The organism is Thioalkalivibrio sp. ALMg3 (assembly GCF_000381225.1).
In the GTDB taxonomy this organism is placed as follows: Bacteria; Pseudomonadota; Gammaproteobacteria; order Ectothiorhodospirales; family Ectothiorhodospiraceae; genus Thioalkalivibrio; species Thioalkalivibrio versutus.
Map to the genome: position 1 here is coordinate 1 of NZ_KB906235.1, position 15,715 is coordinate 15,715.

A 15,715-nucleotide genomic window follows, 5' to 3' on the forward strand; every position below is an offset into this window, starting at 1 on the left:
TGCGCATAGTGACGAAGGTCGGATTCGTACTCGACGTGCGCGGTCGCAATCGTAATACCGCGCGCCTTCTCTTCCGGCGCGTTGTCGATCTGGTCAAATGCACGGGCTTCACTACCGTACTTCTTGCCCAGCACCGCCGTCATCGCCGCCGTCAGCGTCGTTTTCCCATGGTCCACATGACCAATCGTACCCACATTCACATGCGGCTTCTTACGCTCGAACTTTTCCTTGGACACAGCTCAAACCTCTTTACAGTTCTTTCAAATAACGCGAATTCGGGATCAGGACGCTTTGGCGGCTACCGCCTCGGCGATCTGCGCGGGGGCCTCGGCGTACTTCTCGAATTCCATCGAGTAGGTCGCGCGACCCTGACTCATCGAGCGCAACTGGGTCGAGTAGCCGAACATCTCGGACAGGGGAACCTCGGCCCGCAGCAGCTTCTGCCCGGCGACGTCTTCCATGCCCTTCACCAGGCCACGACGGCGATTGAGGTCGCCCATCACGTCGCCCATGTACTCTTCGGGTGTTTCCACCTCGACCTTCATCATCGGCTCAAGAAGCACGGCGCCGGCCTTCAGCGCGCCTTCCTTGAAGGCCATGGAGCCCGCAACCTTGAACGCCATCTCGTTGGAGTCAACGTCATGGTAGGAGCCATCGAACAGCGTGACCTTCACGTCCTCGACCGGATAGCCGGCGAGCACACCATTGGACATCTGCTCGGCCACACCCTTGTTGACCGCCGGGATGTAGTCCTTGGGCACCACACCGCCCACGATGGCGTTCTCGAACTGGTACCCGCTACCGGGTTCCAGCGGCTCGAGGCGCAGCCACACGTGGCCATACTGGCCGCGACCACCCGACTGCCGCACAAACTTGCCTTCCTGCTCGACCGTCTTGCGAATGGTCTCGCGGTAGGCCACCTGGGGCTGCCCAACGTTGGCCTCGACCTTGAACTCGCGCTTCATGCGGTCCACCAGCACCTCGAGATGGAGCTCGCCCATACCCGAGATGATGGTCTGACCGGACTCTTCGTCGGTATGCACCTTGAAGGACGGATCTTCCTGCGCCAGCTTGTTCAGCGCGATACCCATCTTTTCCTGGTCGGTCTTGGTCTTCGGTTCGACCGCGATGGAGATCACCGGCTCCGGGAACTCCATGCGTTCGAGTTCGACCGGGTCATTCGGATCGCACAGCGTCGTACCCGTGTAGAGATCCTTCAGGCCCACTACCGCGCCGATGTCGCCTGCACGCAGCTCCTTGATCTCCTCGCGGGAGTTGGAGTGCATCTGCAGGATACGCCCAATCCGCTCGCGGCGGTTGTTTTGCGTATTCAGCACCGAGTCCCCGGCCGACAGCACGCCCGAATAAACGCGGACGAAGGTCAGGGAACCCACATAGGGGTCGGTCATGATCTTGAACGCCAAAGCCGCGAAGGGCTCGTCGTCCGACGCGTGCTTGGCCACCGGCTCTTCGGTGCCTGCTTTCACGCCCTTGATCGCCTTGACCTCCTCCGGAGAGGGCAGGTACTCGACAACCGCATCCAGCATTGCCTGGACGCCCTTGTTCTTGAAGGCGGAACCGCACAGCATCGGGACAATCTCGAGCGCCAGGGTCCGTTGACGCAGGGCCGACTTGACCTCTTCCTCGCTGAGGTCACCCTCGTTGAGGTACTTATCCATCAGCTCTTCGTTCGCCTCGGCGGCGGCCTCGAGCATGTTCTCGCGCCACTTGTCGGCTTCGGCCTTCAGGTCATCGGGGATGTCCTTGTACTCGAAGCTGATACCGAAGTTCTCTTCGTCCCAGTAGATCGCCTGCATCTTGACCAGGTCGATCACACCCTTGAACTGGTCCTCGGCGCCAATCGGCAGCTGGATCGGCACCGGGTTGGCCTGCAGGCGCTCCCTCATCTGCTCGTAGACGCGCAGGAAGTCGGCGCCGGCGCGGTCCATCTTGTTGACGAACGCGAGACGCGGCACGGCGTACTTGGTCGCCTGACGCCAGACCGTCTCGGACTGCGGCTGCACACCGCCCACGGCGCAATACACCATGACCGCCCCGTCGAGCACGCGCATGGAACGTTCGACCTCGATGGTGAAGTCCACGTGCCCGGGCGTATCGATGATGTTCACTCGATGCTCGTCGAACTGCTTGGCCATGCCGGACCAGAAGCTGGTGGTCGCCGCGGAGGTAATGGTGATCCCGCGCTCCTGCTCCTGCTCCATCCAGTCCATCGTGGCGGCGCCGTCATGCACCTCGCCGATCTTGTGCGACAGACCGGTATAGAACAGGATGCGCTCGGTCGTCGTCGTCTTGCCGGCGTCGATGTGCGCGCTGATCCCGATATTCCGGTAGCGCTTCAGTGGTGTCTTGCGTGCCACGGTGAGCCTCTCTAAATCTGGTTTACCAGCGGAAGTGAGCGAACGCCTTGTTCGCTTCCGCCATGCGGTGAGTGTCTTCGCGCTTCTTGACGGCCGAACCCTTGCTGTCCGAGGCGTCCATCAGTTCGCCGGCCAGCTTCAGGGCCATGGTGCGCTCGCCCCGCTTGCGGGCGGCCTCGACCACCCAGCGCATGGCCAGCGCATCCTGACGCACCGAGCGCACTTCCACCGGAACCTGGTAGGTCGCACCACCAACGCGGCGGGACTTCACCTCGACACGCGGGCGAATGTTATCCAGGGCGCGTTCCAGCGCACCCATCCCGTCGCCCTGCTTGGACTCGATCTGATCCAGGGCGCCATACACGACCTGTTCGGCGACGGACTTCTTGCCGTCACGCATCACCGTGTTGATGAACTTGGCCAGGCGCTCGCTTCCGAACTTCGGGTCGGGGAGGATGTGACGCTTGGGGGCTGCTGCTCTTCTAGACATGTTTCAGTTCCCGGACTGGATCATGGATCACGGTTAGGATTTGGGACGCTTGGTGCCGTACTTGGATCGGCCCTGCATGCGCTTCTGCACACCCTGGGTGTCCAGGCTGCCGCGCACCGTGTGGTAACGCACACCCGGGAGATCCTTAACACGGCCGCCACGAATCAGGACCACCGAGTGCTCCTGCAGGTTGTGGCCTTCCCCACCGATGTAGCTACTGACTTCGTAGCCGTTGGTCAGCCGTACGCGCGCAACCTTGCGCAGCGCGGAGTTCGGCTTCTTCGGGGTGGTCGTGTAGACACGGGTGCAGACCCCGCGCTTCTGCGGGGAACCCTGCAGCGCCGGCACGTCGCTCTTTTCGACGGGGCGCTTGCGGGGCTTGCGTACCAACTGGTTGATCGTGGCCATGAAACCCTTTCTCCTAGCCTAAAAATAACGACAGGCCGGCGCCGAGACCGGACTGTCGAGGGAGCGGAAGTCTAATCGCCGCCCCCGTGAGTGTCAAGGTGGGACGGGTCACTCGGACCCGTCTTCCGTGGTACCCGGGTCGGTCGTAGCCGGTTCGGAGTCGGCGATCACCGCCGGCGCCTCCGCGACCGTCTCGAACTCGGGCATTTCCAGTGCGCGCTTGCGGCGACGCTCCTTGTGATAGGCGAGGCCCGTCCCCGCGGGGATCAGGCGTCCGACAATCACGTTTTCCTTCAGGCCGCGCAGATCATCACGCGCACCGCGGGTCGAGGCCTCGGTGAGCACGCGGGTGGTCTCCTGGAAGGAGGCCGCAGAGATGAACGACTCGGTCACCAGCGACGCCTTGGTGATACCCAGGAGCACGCGCTCGTAGGTTGCCGGCTGCTTGTCGGCACCCAGCTGCTCGTTCTCCTCCAGCACCCGAATGCGATCCACCTGGTCCCCGGCGAGGAACTTGGTGTCGCCGGCGTCCTCGATGTTCACCTTGCGCATCATCTGGCGGACGATCACCTCGATGTGCTTGTCGTTGATCTTCACACCCTGGAGACGGTAAACGTCCTGGATCTCCTGGACCTGGTACTCGGCCAGGGTGGTGACACCGCGCAGACGGATGATGTCATGCGGATCCAGCTCACCGTCCACCACGACCTCGCCACGCTCGACACGCTCGCCTTCGAACACGTTCACGGTACGCAGCTTGGGAATCATCATCTCGACCGGGTCACCCTTGTCCGGGGTGATCACGAGACGCTGCTTGCCCTTGGTCTCCTTGCCGAAGGACACGGTACCCGAGATCTCGGCCAGCACCGCCGGCTCCTTGGGACGCCGCGCCTCGAACAAGTCGGCCACACGCGGCAGACCACCGGTGATGTCACGCGTCTTGGAGGATTCCTGCGGCAGGCGGGCAATGACGTCACCCACCTCGACCCGGGCGTTGTCCTCCAGGTTGAAGATCGCATTGGCCGGCAGCATGTACTGCGCGGGCATGTCGGTCCCCGGGATGTACACCTCGTTGCCGTCGTCGTCCAGCAGCTTGACCGTCGGGCGCAGATCCTTGCCCGCCGTAGAGCGGCTCTTCGGATCCAGGACCACGTTGGACGACAGGCCGGTGAACTCATCGGTCTCCTTGGTGACCGTCACGTTCTCCACGAAGTCCGCGAGACGCAGGTTACCGGCCACCTCGGTGACGATCGGATGGGTATGCGGATCCCAGCTCGCGACTTCCTGCCCAGCTTCCACGGCATCGCTGTCGTGGACCGTGATAAGCGCGCCATAGGGAATCTTGTAGCGCTCCCGTTCGCGACCCTGATCGTCGATCACACCCAGCTCGCCGGAGCGCGAGACCGCGACCAGGTTGCCGGCCTTGTTGGTGACCGTCTTCAGGTTATGCAGACGGACAGAACCGGAGCTCTTCACCTGGATCGCACTAACCGTCACGGCCCGGCTCGCGGCCCCGCCAATATGGAAGGTACGCATCGTCAGCTGGGTACCCGGCTCGCCGATCGACTGCGCGGCGATGACGCCCACGGCCTCGCCGGCGTTGACCTCGTGGCCACGCGCCAGATCACGCCCATAGCACTTGGCACAAATGCCCTGGCGGGTCTCGCAGGTAATCGCGGAACGCACCAGCACTTCGTCGACCGAAGCGGCATCCAGGGAGTCCACCATCGCTTCATCGAGCAGCGTGCCGGCGGGGATCAATACCTCATCCGCACCCGGGCGCAGCACGTCGACCGCAGTGGTCCGCCCGAGCACGCGATCGCGCAATGGCTCGACCACGTCACCGCCTTCAATGATGGGCTTCATCAGCAGACCCTGCTGGGTCCCGCAGTCCGGCTGGGTTACCACGACGTCTTGCGAGACATCCACCAGGCGGCGGGTCAGGTAGCCCGAGTTTGCGGTCTTCAACGCCGTATCGGCCAGCCCCTTACGGGCGCCGTGGGTGGAGATGAAGTACTGCAAGACGTTCAGACCTTCGCGGAAGTTCGCCGTGATCGGCGTCTCGATGATCGAGCCGTCCGGCTTGGCCATCAGGCCACGCATGCCGGCCAGCTGACGGATCTGCGCGGCGGAGCCACGCGCACCGGAGTCGGCCATCATGAAGATCGAGTTGAACGAGTTCTGCTCGACCGTCTCGCCATCCTTGTTGACGACCTTCTCCTTGCCGAGCCGCTCCATCATGGCCTTGGCGACCTGGTCATTACAGTGAGACCAGATATCCACGACCTTGTTGTAACGTTCGCCCTTGGTCACGAGACCCGAGGCGTACTGGTTCTCGATCTCCTTAACCTGTTCTTCGGCGCCCTGCAGGATCGGCTGCTTCTCGTCCGGGATCACCATGTCGTCGGCGCAGAAGGAGACGCCGGCACGGGTGGAGTAATAGAAGCCCGCGTACATCAACTGGTCCGCGAACACCACCGTATCCTTCAGACCCAGGCGGCGATAGCACTGGTTGATCAGGCCGGAGATCGCCTTCTTGTTCAGCTCGCGGTCGATCAGCTCGAACGGCAGACCCTTGGGCATGATGCGCGACAGAATCGCGCGACCCACGGTGGTCTCCAGGCGCAGGTACGGCAGGCTCTCGCCCTCGCTGACCTCGGCCATGGTGTCGCCAATCCGCACGGTAACGCGCGCGTGCAGATCCACCAGCTTGTGCTCGTAGGCGCGGTGGACTTCATCCACGTCGGCGAACGTCATGCCTTCGCCCTTCGCGTTCACCTTCTCGCGCGACAGGTAGTAGAGCCCCAGGACAATATCCTGCGACGGCACGATGATCGGCTCGCCATTGGCCGGGGACAGCACGTTGTTGGAGGACAGCATCAGCGTGCGCGCCTCCAGCTGGGCCTCCAGCGACAGCGGCACGTGCACGGCCATCTGGTCACCGTCGAAGTCCGCGTTGAACGCGGCGCAAACCAGCGGGTGCAGCTGGATCGCCTTGCCTTCGATCAATACCGGTTCGAACGCCTGGATACCCAGGCGGTGCAGGGTCGGCGCGCGGTTCAGCATGACCGGGTGCTCGCGGATCACCTCTTCCAGGATATCCCAGACCTCGGGACCTTCCTTTTCCACCGCCTTCTTGGCGGCCTTGATGGTGGTCGCGAGACCACGGCGCTGCAGCTTGCCGAAGATGAACGGCTTGAACAGCTCCAGCGCCATGCGCTTGGGCAGACCGCACTGGTGCAGGCGCAGAGTCGGGCCCACCACGATCACCGAGCGACCGGAGTAGTCGACACGCTTGCCCAGCAGGTTCTGGCGGAAGCGGCCCTGCTTGCCCTTGATCATGTCGGCCAGGGACTTCAGCGGGCGCTTGTTGGTACCGGTGATGGCACGGCCGCGACGGCCGTTGTCCAGCAGCGCGTCCACGGACTCCTGCAGCATGCGCTTTTCGTTGCGCACGATGATGTCCGGGGCATTCAGCTCCAGCAAGCGACGCAGACGGTTGTTGCGGTTGATCACCCGGCGGTACAGATCATTCAGGTCGGACGTCGCAAACCGGCCGCCATCCAGCGGCACCAGCGGACGCAGGTCCGGCGGCAGTACCGGCAGCACCTTCATGATCATCCACTCCGGCTTGTTGCCGGAATCGAGGAAGGCCTCGACCAGCTTGAGCCGCTTGCCGAAGCGCTTGATCTTGGTCTCGGAACCGGTCTCGGTCAGGTCCTGGCGCAGCTTCGTCGCTTCGGCCGGCAGATCCATTTCCTTCAACAGGCTCAGCACGGCCTCCGCGCCCATCAGCGCGGTGAAGTCGTCACCGTGCTCTTCCATCGCCTCGAGGTATTCCTCGTCGGTCAGGAGCTGGCGCTTCTCCAGCGTGGTGAAGCCCGGATCGGTGACGATGAAGGACTCGAAGTACAGGACCTTCTCGATGTCCTTCAGGGTCATGTCGAGCAGCAGGCCAATACGGGACGGCAAGCTCTTCAGGTACCAGATGTGGGCAACCGGCGAGGCCAGGTCGATATGGCCCATGCGTTCGCGCCGCACCTTGGTCTGGGTCACTTCGACGCCGCACTTCTCGCACACCACGCCACGATGCTTCAGGCGCTTGTACTTGCCGCACAGGCACTCGTAGTCCTTCACCGGCCCGAAGATCTTCGCGCAGAACAAGCCATCACGTTCCGGCTTGAACGTCCGGTAATTGATGGTTTCCGGCTTCTTCACCTCGCCAAAGGACCAGGAACGGATCTGGTCCGGGGACGCAAGACCGATGCGGATCGCATCGAACTCTTCCGGCTGGGTCTGTTGCTTGAACAGATTCAGGAGGTCTTTCATTCGCTTGCCTCACAAACTTGGTTTCGAGGGGCGCACTGCGCCCCGTCGGATCACAATCGGATCGGAGAAGATCAGTCCTGCTCGAGCTCGATGTTGATGCCGAGCGCCTTGATCTCCTTCATGAGCACGTTGAACGACTCGGGGACGTTGGCCTCCATGTGGTGCTCACCGTCAACGATGTTCTTGTACATCTTGTTGCGGCCCTGCACGTCGTCCGCCTTCACCGTCAGCATTTCCTGCAGCGTATAGGCGGCGCCGTAGGCCTCCAGTGCCCAGACCTCCATTTCGCCGAAGCGCTGACCACCGAACTGCGCCTTGCCGCCCAGCGGCTGCTGGGTGACCAGCGAGTACGGGCCGGTGGAACGTGCATGCATCTTGTCGTCGACCAGATGGTTCAGCTTCAGCATGTGCATGTAGCCCACGGTGACCGGGCGGTCGAAGCCGTCCCCGGTACGCCCGTCGTACAACTGGGCCTGCCCCGTTTCCGGCAGGTCCGCCAGACGCAGCATCTCCTTGATCTCGGCCTCTTCGGCGCCGTCGAACACCGGCGTCGCCATCGGCACGCCACCGCGCAGATTGCGGCACAGGGTGATGATCTCGGGGTCCGACATGGAGTCGAGGTCCACCTTGCGTTCGCGGTTGTTGTAGATCTTGTCGAGGAACTCGCGCAGCTTGGCGATCTCGGCTTGCGCCTCGAGCATGCGGTTGATCTTGTGGCCGAGACCTCGGGCCGCCCAACCCAGGTGCACTTCCAGCACCTGGCCGACGTTCATGCGCGAGGGCACGCCCAACGGGTTCAGCACCACGTCGACCGGGGTACCGTCCTCGAGGAACGGCATGTCCTCTTCCGGCACGATCATCGAGATCACGCCCTTGTTCCCGTGGCGACCGGCCATCTTGTCGCCCGGCTGCAGGCGGCGTTTCACGGCCACGTAGACCTTGACCATCTTCTGCACGCCTGGCGGCAGGTCGTCGCCCGCGGCCAGCTTGGCCTTCTGGTGCTCGAACTTCTTCTCGAACGCCTCGTGCTGATCCTTGATCTGGCGACCCAGGTCTTCCAGCTGGCTGTTGACCGCATCGTCCTGCAGGCGGACCTCGAACCACTTGTCGCGGGACAGCCCCTGCAAATACTTCTTGGTCACCTTGGAGCCATCACCCAGCCCATCCGGGCCACCGGCGGCGGTCTTGTTGACCAGCAGCCTTTCGACGCGGGCGTAGATGTCATCCTCGTAGATGCGCAGCTGGTCCTTCAGGTCCTTCTGCACAGCGGCGAGATCGTCGGCCTCGATCGACCGGGCGCGGGCGTCTTTCTCCACACCGTCGCGGGTGAAAACACGCACGTCGATCACCGTCCCCTCGATGCCGGACGGCACACGCAGGGAGGTGTCCTTCACGTCCGAGGCCTTCTCGCCAAAGATCGCCCTCAGGAGCTTCTCTTCCGGCGTCAGCTGGGTCTCGCCCTTCGGCGTGACCTTGCCGACCAGGATGTCGCCCGGGTTCACCTCGGCCCCGACGTAGACCACGCCGGACTCGTCCAGCTTGTTCAGCAACGACTCGGAGACGTTCGGGATATCCGCGGTGATCTCTTCCTGGCCCAGCTTGGTGTCACGAGCGACACAGTTGAGCTCCTCGATGTGGATCGTGGTGTAACGATCCTCCTGCACCACGCGCTCCGAGATCAGAATCGAGTCTTCGAAGTTGTAGCCATTCCAAGGCATGAACGCGACCATCATGTTCTGCCCCAGCGCGAGCTCGCCCAGATCCGTGGACGAGCCATCGGCAATCGCGTCACCGCGGGCGATTTCGTCGCCCACCGCAACCAGAGGACGCTGGTTGATGGAGGTGTTCTGGTTGGACCGCGAGTACTTGGTGAGGTTGTAGATATCCACGCCCGGCTCGCCGGCGACGGTTTCGTCGTCGTTCACACGGACCACCACACGACCCGCGTCCACCGAGTCCACCGTACCGCCGCGCTTGGCGACGATCGCGGAGCCGGAGTCGATGGCGACGGCGCGCTCGATACCGGTACCCACCAGCGGCTTGTCGGCCCGCAGGCACGGCACGGCCTGACGCTGCATGTTCGCGCCCATCAGCGCGCGGTTGGCATCGTCATGCTCCAGGAATGGCAGCAACGCGGCGGCCACGGACACGATCTGCTTCGGCGAGACGTCCATGTACTGGATCTTGTCCGGAGACGAGATCGTGAACTCCTCCTGGTGACGGCAGGACACGAGGTCATCGCTCAGGCGACCTTCCTCGTCCATCGCCGCGTTCGCCTGGGCGATCACGTACTGGCTTTCTTCGATCGCGGAGAGGTAGACGATCTCCTCGGTCACCTTGCCCTCTTCGACCTTGCGATACGGCGTCTCCAGGAAGCCGTAGCGGTTCGTGCGGGCATACACGGCCAGCGAGTTGATCAGACCGATGTTCGGGCCTTCCGGAGTCTCGATCGGGCACACGCGACCGTAATGCGTCGGGTGCACGTCGCGCACTTCGAAGCCAGCACGTTCGCGGGTAAGTCCGCCCGGACCCAGGGCCGAGATACGCCGCTTGTGCGTCACCTCGGACAGCGGGTTGTTCTGGTCCATGAACTGCGACAGCTGGCTGGACCCGAAGAATTCCTTGACCGCGGCGGCCACCGGCTTGGCGTTGATCAGTTCCTGCGGCATCAGGCCTTCGCTCTCGGCGACGGTGAGACGCTCCTTGACCGCGCGTTCGACACGCACCAGGCCAAGGCGGAACTGGTTTTCCGCCATCTCGCCCACGCTGCGGATGCGACGGTTGCCCAGGTGGTCGATGTCATCGGTACGGCCGTTGCCGTTACGCAGGTCAATCAGCACCTTGAGGACATCCAGGATGTCTTCCGGCGACAGCACGCCCGCGCCCTCGTCGGTATCGCGACCCACGCGGCGGTTGAACTTCATCCGGCCCACGGCGGACAGGTCGTAGCGATCTTCCGAGAAGAACAGGTTGGAGAACAGGTTCTCCGCCGCGTCCTTGGTCGGCGGCTCGCCCGGGCGCATCACGCGGTAGATCTCGACCTGGGCCTCCAGCTGGCTCTTGGTCGGATCCAGACGCAGCGTATCCGACATGTACGGACCGTGGTCGTAGTCGTTGGTGTAGATGGTCTCCAGCGACTTCACGCCCTCGGCGCGCAGCTTGTCGAGCATCTCCTGGGTCAGGGCGTCATTGGCATTGGCGATCAATTCCCCGGTGGATTCATCCACCACGCCCTTGGCCAGCACCCGACCCAGCAGGTATTCGTCCGGCACCCGCAGGGTGTTGATGCCGGCCTTCTCGATCTCCCGGATATGGCGCGGCGTAATACGCCGACCGGCCTCGACAATGACGGTTTCGCCATCGGTAATGTCGATCACGGCAGTCTCGCCGCGCATGCGCTCGGGGATCAGGTCCAGCTCGCCGCCGTCATCGTCGAGGGTGAGCTGATTGAATTCGAAAAAGGTGGTGAGGATCTCTTCGGTATCCATACCCAGTGCGCGTAGCAGGATCGACGCCGGCAGCTTGCGGCGACGGTCGATGCGCACGAAGACCCCGTCCTTGGCGTCAAACTCGAAGTCGAGCCAGGAGCCGCGGTACGGAATAATGCGGGCGTTATAAAGCAGTTTCTGTGCACTGCCCTGGGTCTTGCCCTTGTCGCTGTCGAAGAACACGCCCGGCGAGCGGTGCAACTGCGACACGATTACGCGTTCGGTACCGTTGATGACAAAGGTGCCGTTCTCGGTCATGAGCGGCATTTCGCCCATGTAGACTTCCTGCTCCTTGACCTCCTTGACCACGGTGGAACCCGCCGGGGCTTCCTTGTCGTGGATCACCAGGCGCAAGAGGACTCGCAGCGGGGCCGCATAGGTCACGCCACGGATCTGGCATTCCTTCACGTCGAACATCGGTTCGCCCAGGCGATAGCTCACATACTCGAGCTGGACATGACCGGAATAACTGACGATGGGGAAAACCGACTGAAACGCCGCATGCAGGCCCATCGGATCCCGCCCGTCGGACGCTCGGTCCGCCTGCAGGAAATCCCGATAGGAGGTCAGCTGGGTTTCCAGCAGGTACGGGACTTCGAGGATCTGGGGACGCTTCCCGAAGTCCTTGCGGATACGTTTCTTTTCGGTATAACTGAGGGCCATGGCTTACCTCGGAGGCTAGCTGAACAACGCGCGACAAAACACGCGCCACCACGGGCTGAGGCTGGCGACCAAACGGCCGCCAGCCTCAGGGCTTCGTGATGTACACGAAAACAACAGGCGCAAGCGCCTTCTTACTTCAGTTCGACGGTGGCGCCCGCGCCTTCCAGCTCCGCCTTCATCTTCTCGGCCTCGTCCTTCGGAGCGCCTTCCTTCACGGTCGCCGGCACGCCTTCGACCATTTCCTTGGCTTCCTTCAGACCCAGACCGGTCAGGCCGCGGACGACCTTGATGACGCCGACCTTGTTCTCGCCGAAGCTCGACATCACGACGTCGAACTCGTCCTTGACTTCAGCGGCAGCGGCTTCGCCACCAGCGGCAGCCGGGGCGGCCGCAACAGCGGCAGCGGCGGACACGCCGAACTTCTCTTCCATCTCGCTGATCAGGTCCACAATCTCCAGGACCGTCATGTTGCCGATGGCTTCCAGGATATCTTCTTTCGAAACGGCCATTTCTTAATCTCCTAACGGGTCGAGCCCGAATTCATTCAGTACATGCTGCAGAAGCAGGCTTGAAGGGTTCTTCAGGCTGCCTGCTTCTGATCACGGATTGCTGCAACGGTACGCACAAGCTTGCCCGGGACTTCGTTCACCGTACGGGCGAACTTGTCGAGCGGTGCCTTCATCGTGGCGAGCAGCTGCGAGAGCGCCTCGTCACGGGTCGGCAGGCTCGCGAGGCGATCGAGATCGTTCGCCCCCATGAGCTGCCCACCAAAGGACACCAGCCGGACCTTCAGCTGATCGTTTTCCTTGGCGAAGTTCTTCACCAGGCGTGCCGCGGAGCCAGGCTCCTCTTCACTGAAGGCAAGGATCAGCGGACCCTGCAGCTCGGGCTGCATGCACGCGAAATCCGTACCCTCAATGGCACGCTTGGCGAGGTTGTTCTTCACCACCCGCAGATAGACCCCGGTAGTGCGGGCCTGCCGACGAAGGTCGGTCATCTGCGCGACCGAGAGACCCCGGTACTCCGCGGCGACCGCGGAATGCGCCGAGGCAGCAACCGTAGCCAGCTCCGAGACAATCGCCTTCTTGTCGTCGAGATTCAAAGCCACGTTGACTCTCCTCTAGTAAGACCACCCGGAGGTGATCGTGAAACCGGGCGAACCCGGCACTTCGGTGCTCCCGTCGCAGGTACTTCCTGAATCGGGTGACACCATCTGCGCAGGCTGGTGTATTAAGCCGGGCCCTGGAGCTCGGCGCCTGCGGTCTTGGATGGCGTGCCGCTTGCGCGACAGCCGACCAAAAACCGTATTTTCTTGCTTAGAGCTCCAACGAGCCCTGATCGACCTTGACGCCCGGACCCATGGTCGTCGAGACGACCACGGCCTTGACGTACTGCCCCTTGGAGGTCGCCGGCTTCATCTTCAGCAGGTCGGCCAGCAGGGCGTTCAGATTGTCGGTAAGCGAATTCGTGTCGAAATCGGCCGCGCCAATAGTGCAGTGGACGATGCCACCCTTGTCGGTGCGGTAGCGCACCTGACCACCCTTGGCATTGGTCACCGCGGTGGCCACATCCGGGGTCACGGTGCCGACCTTCGGGTTCGGCATCAGGCCGCGCGGGCCGAGAATCTGGCCGAGCTGGCCGACGACGCGCATCGCATCCGGGGAGGCGATCACCACGTCGAAGTCCATCTGGCCGGCCTTCACCTGTTCGGCGAGGTCGTCCATGCCGACGACATCGGCCCCGGCTTCCTTGGCGGCATCGGCGTTCGCACCCTGGGTGAACACGGCCACGCGCACAGTCTTGCCATTGCCATGCGGCAACACGGTGGAACCGCGCACCACCTGGTCGGATTTGCGCGGGTCCACGCCGAGGTTCACGGCAACGTCCACCGACTCGCGGAACTTGGCCTTGGGCAGGTCACGCAGGAGATCAAAGGCTTCGGTGACCGGATACAGGTGACCCGGCTCCACCTTCTCGCGATAGGCCTGCATACGCTTGGAAAGCTTCGCCATGTCAGAGACCCTCCACTTCGAGGCCCATACTGCGGGCACTGCCGGCGATGGTACGCACGGCGGCATCGAGATCAGCCGCGGTCATATCCGGTTCCTTGGTCTTCGCAATTTCTTCCAGCTGGGCGCGCGTCACGGTGCCGACCTTGTTGGTGTTCGGCTGACCGGAACCGGACTGAATGCCGGCCGCCTTCTTCAGCAGGACCGCCGCCGGGGGCGTCTTGGTAATGAACGTGAAGCTGCGATCCGCATACACGGTGATCACCACTGGAATCGGCAGACCGGGTTCCATCTCCTGGGTCTGGGCGTTGAACGCCTTGCAGAACTCCATGATGTTCACGCCGCGCTGACCCAGCGCCGGGCCCACGGGCGGGCTCGGGTTGGCCTTGCCAGCCGCCACCTGAAGCTTGATATACGCTTCGATTTTCTTTGCCATGAGGACTCCCTCGGGTGCGAACGCCTTGCGGCTCCCCGATTAACAGGTGATGACGCTTGCGCGTCTCAGGTTTTCTCGACTTGGTGGAACTCGAGTTCCACGGGCGTCGACCGCCCGAAAATCTGCACCGCCACTAGCAGACGACTCTTGTCGTAGTTGACTTCTTCGACCACGCCATTGAAATCGTTGAACGGGCCGTCGATTACGCGGACCATCTCGCCCACCTCGAACAGCACCTTCGGACGCGGCTTTTCGGCGCCTTCCTGCATGCGCTGCAGAATCGCGTCGGCTTCCTTGTCGCTGATCGGCGCCGGACGGTCCGCGGTGCCACCGATGAAGCCGAGCACGCGCGGCACGGCCTTGACCAGATGCCAGGCCTCGTCGTTGAGGTCCATCTGAACCAGGACATAGCCGGGGAAGAACTTGCGCTCACTCTTGCGCTTCTGGCCGTCCTTCATCTCGACGACCTCCTCGGTGGGCACCAGGATTTCGCCAAAGTGGTCCTGCATGCCGAAACGCTCGATGCGCTCCTCCAGGGACCGCTTCACCTGTGCCTCGAAACCCGAGAATGCCTGTACGACGTACCAGCGTAGTGCCATGGGGAAAATCCTGCTGCTTATCCGATGAACCGACTGATGCCCCAGCCCAGGAACATGTCCAGGAGCCAGAGCATGATCCCCACCAGGATCACGACGGCAATGACGATCAGCGTGGTCTGGGTCGTCTCTACGCGGGTGGGCCACACCATCTTGCGCACCTCGGTGCGCGCGTTGCCCATAAAGCCGGCGAGCTGGCTGCCCTTGGCGGTCGTCATCGCGATCCCGATGGCGACCCCCACGACGGCAAGCAGCCCGAGGACGCGAATCAGAGTGGATTCGTCCTGGAACCAATAGAAGCCCATGACGCCGGCAATCAGCAGCGCCACGGCCACCGCGAGCTTGACGGTATCAAGCACGCCGGTCTGTTCCGATTGTTCACTCATGAATACGTATCACCCGGTGCTGCCGCCATCTCGAAGATGGCAGGCCAGGAGGGACTCGAACCCCCAACCTGCGGTTTTGGAGACCGCTGCTCTGCCAATTGAGCTACTGGCCTAGAAATCGAATCGACAAGAAACAAACGCGAGAGACGACGCACACGGCGCCGCCTCTCGCGGTCAGTCTGTCAACTTGTCTACTGTATCACTCGATGATCTTGGAGACGACGCCGGCGCCCACAGTGCGGCCGCCTTCGCGGATCGCAAAGCGCAGACCGTCTTCCATCGCGATCGGATTGATCAGGGACACCGTCATCTTCACGTTGTCACCCGGCATCACCATCTCGGTGCCTTCCGGAAGCTCCACCGAGCCCGTCACGTCCGTCGTGCGGAAGTAGAACTGCGGACGGTACCCGTTGAAGAACGGCGTGTGACGACCGCCCTCTTCCTTGCCCAGGATGTACACCTCGGCCTCGAAGTGCGTGTGCGGGGTAATCGAACCCGGCTTGCACAGCACCTGACCACGCTGGACGTCGTC

At 62.8% G+C, this 15,715-nt stretch carries 12 protein-coding genes, 1 tRNA gene and 1 pseudogene; all 14 read right to left on the reverse strand.

Annotated features, from left to right (window positions below):
- A partial coding sequence (locus F622_RS13545) for a GTP-binding protein (protein ID WP_019571673.1) occupies nt 1-236 on the reverse strand: 236 nt, incomplete at its 3' end.
- 45 nt (nt 237-281) lie between these two features.
- Nucleotides 282-2,378, reverse strand: a complete 2,097-nt coding sequence (gene fusA / locus F622_RS0113125) for an elongation factor G (RefSeq protein WP_018167860.1) — start codon at nt 2,376-2,378, stop codon at nt 282-284.
- Between the two features lie 22 nt (nt 2,379-2,400).
- Complete coding sequence (gene rpsG / locus F622_RS0113130; protein ID WP_018143874.1) at nt 2,401-2,868, reverse strand: 30S ribosomal protein S7; 468 nt, start codon at nt 2,866-2,868, stop codon at nt 2,401-2,403.
- A 33-nt stretch (nt 2,869-2,901) separates the two neighbouring features.
- Nucleotides 2,902-3,276: a 30S ribosomal protein S12 gene (gene rpsL, locus F622_RS0113135; RefSeq protein ID WP_018143873.1), complete on the reverse strand. Its 375-nt coding sequence runs from the start codon at nt 3,274-3,276 to the stop codon at nt 2,902-2,904.
- 108 nt (nt 3,277-3,384) lie between these two features.
- A complete protein-coding gene (rpoC, locus tag F622_RS0113140; protein WP_018167859.1) occupies nt 3,385-7,605 on the reverse strand; it encodes a DNA-directed RNA polymerase subunit beta' in 4,221 nt (1,406 codons plus the stop codon).
- A 71-nt stretch (nt 7,606-7,676) separates the two neighbouring features.
- Nucleotides 7,677-11,756, reverse strand: a complete 4,080-nt coding sequence (gene rpoB / locus F622_RS0113145) for a DNA-directed RNA polymerase subunit beta (protein ID WP_018650510.1) — start codon at nt 11,754-11,756, stop codon at nt 7,677-7,679.
- Nucleotides 11,757-11,887: 131 nt separating this feature from the next.
- Nucleotides 11,888-12,265, reverse strand: a complete 378-nt coding sequence (gene rplL, locus F622_RS0113150; protein WP_018143870.1) for a 50S ribosomal protein L7/L12 — start codon at nt 12,263-12,265, stop codon at nt 11,888-11,890.
- 71 nt (nt 12,266-12,336) lie between these two features.
- Nucleotides 12,337-12,858 carry a 50S ribosomal protein L10 gene (rplJ, locus tag F622_RS0113155; RefSeq protein WP_018143869.1) on the reverse strand — a complete coding sequence of 174 codons (522 nt, stop codon included), beginning with the start codon at nt 12,856-12,858 and terminating at the stop codon, nt 12,337-12,339.
- Nucleotides 12,859-13,072: 214 nt separating this feature from the next.
- Nucleotides 13,073-13,768, reverse strand: a complete 696-nt coding sequence (gene rplA / locus F622_RS0113160) for a 50S ribosomal protein L1 (RefSeq protein ID WP_018167856.1) — start codon at nt 13,766-13,768, stop codon at nt 13,073-13,075.
- Nucleotide 13,769: 1 nt separating this feature from the next.
- On the reverse strand, nt 13,770-14,201 hold the full coding sequence (gene rplK / locus F622_RS0113165; protein ID WP_018650512.1) for a 50S ribosomal protein L11: 432 nt from the start codon (nt 14,199-14,201) through the stop codon (nt 13,770-13,772).
- Between the two features lie 65 nt (nt 14,202-14,266).
- Entirely contained in the window at nt 14,267-14,800 is a 534-nt protein-coding gene (gene nusG / locus F622_RS0113170) for a transcription termination/antitermination protein NusG (RefSeq protein ID WP_017940468.1), read from the reverse strand.
- A gap of 17 nt (nt 14,801-14,817) precedes the next feature.
- Complete coding sequence (gene secE / locus F622_RS0113175; RefSeq protein ID WP_018167854.1) at nt 14,818-15,183, reverse strand: preprotein translocase subunit SecE; 366 nt, start codon at nt 15,181-15,183, stop codon at nt 14,818-14,820.
- A 37-nt stretch (nt 15,184-15,220) separates the two neighbouring features.
- Nucleotides 15,221-15,296, reverse strand: a tRNA-Trp gene (locus F622_RS0113180).
- An 86-nt stretch (nt 15,297-15,382) separates the two neighbouring features.
- Nucleotides 15,383-15,715: pseudogene (locus F622_RS13510) on the reverse strand (elongation factor Tu); the annotation flags it as partial.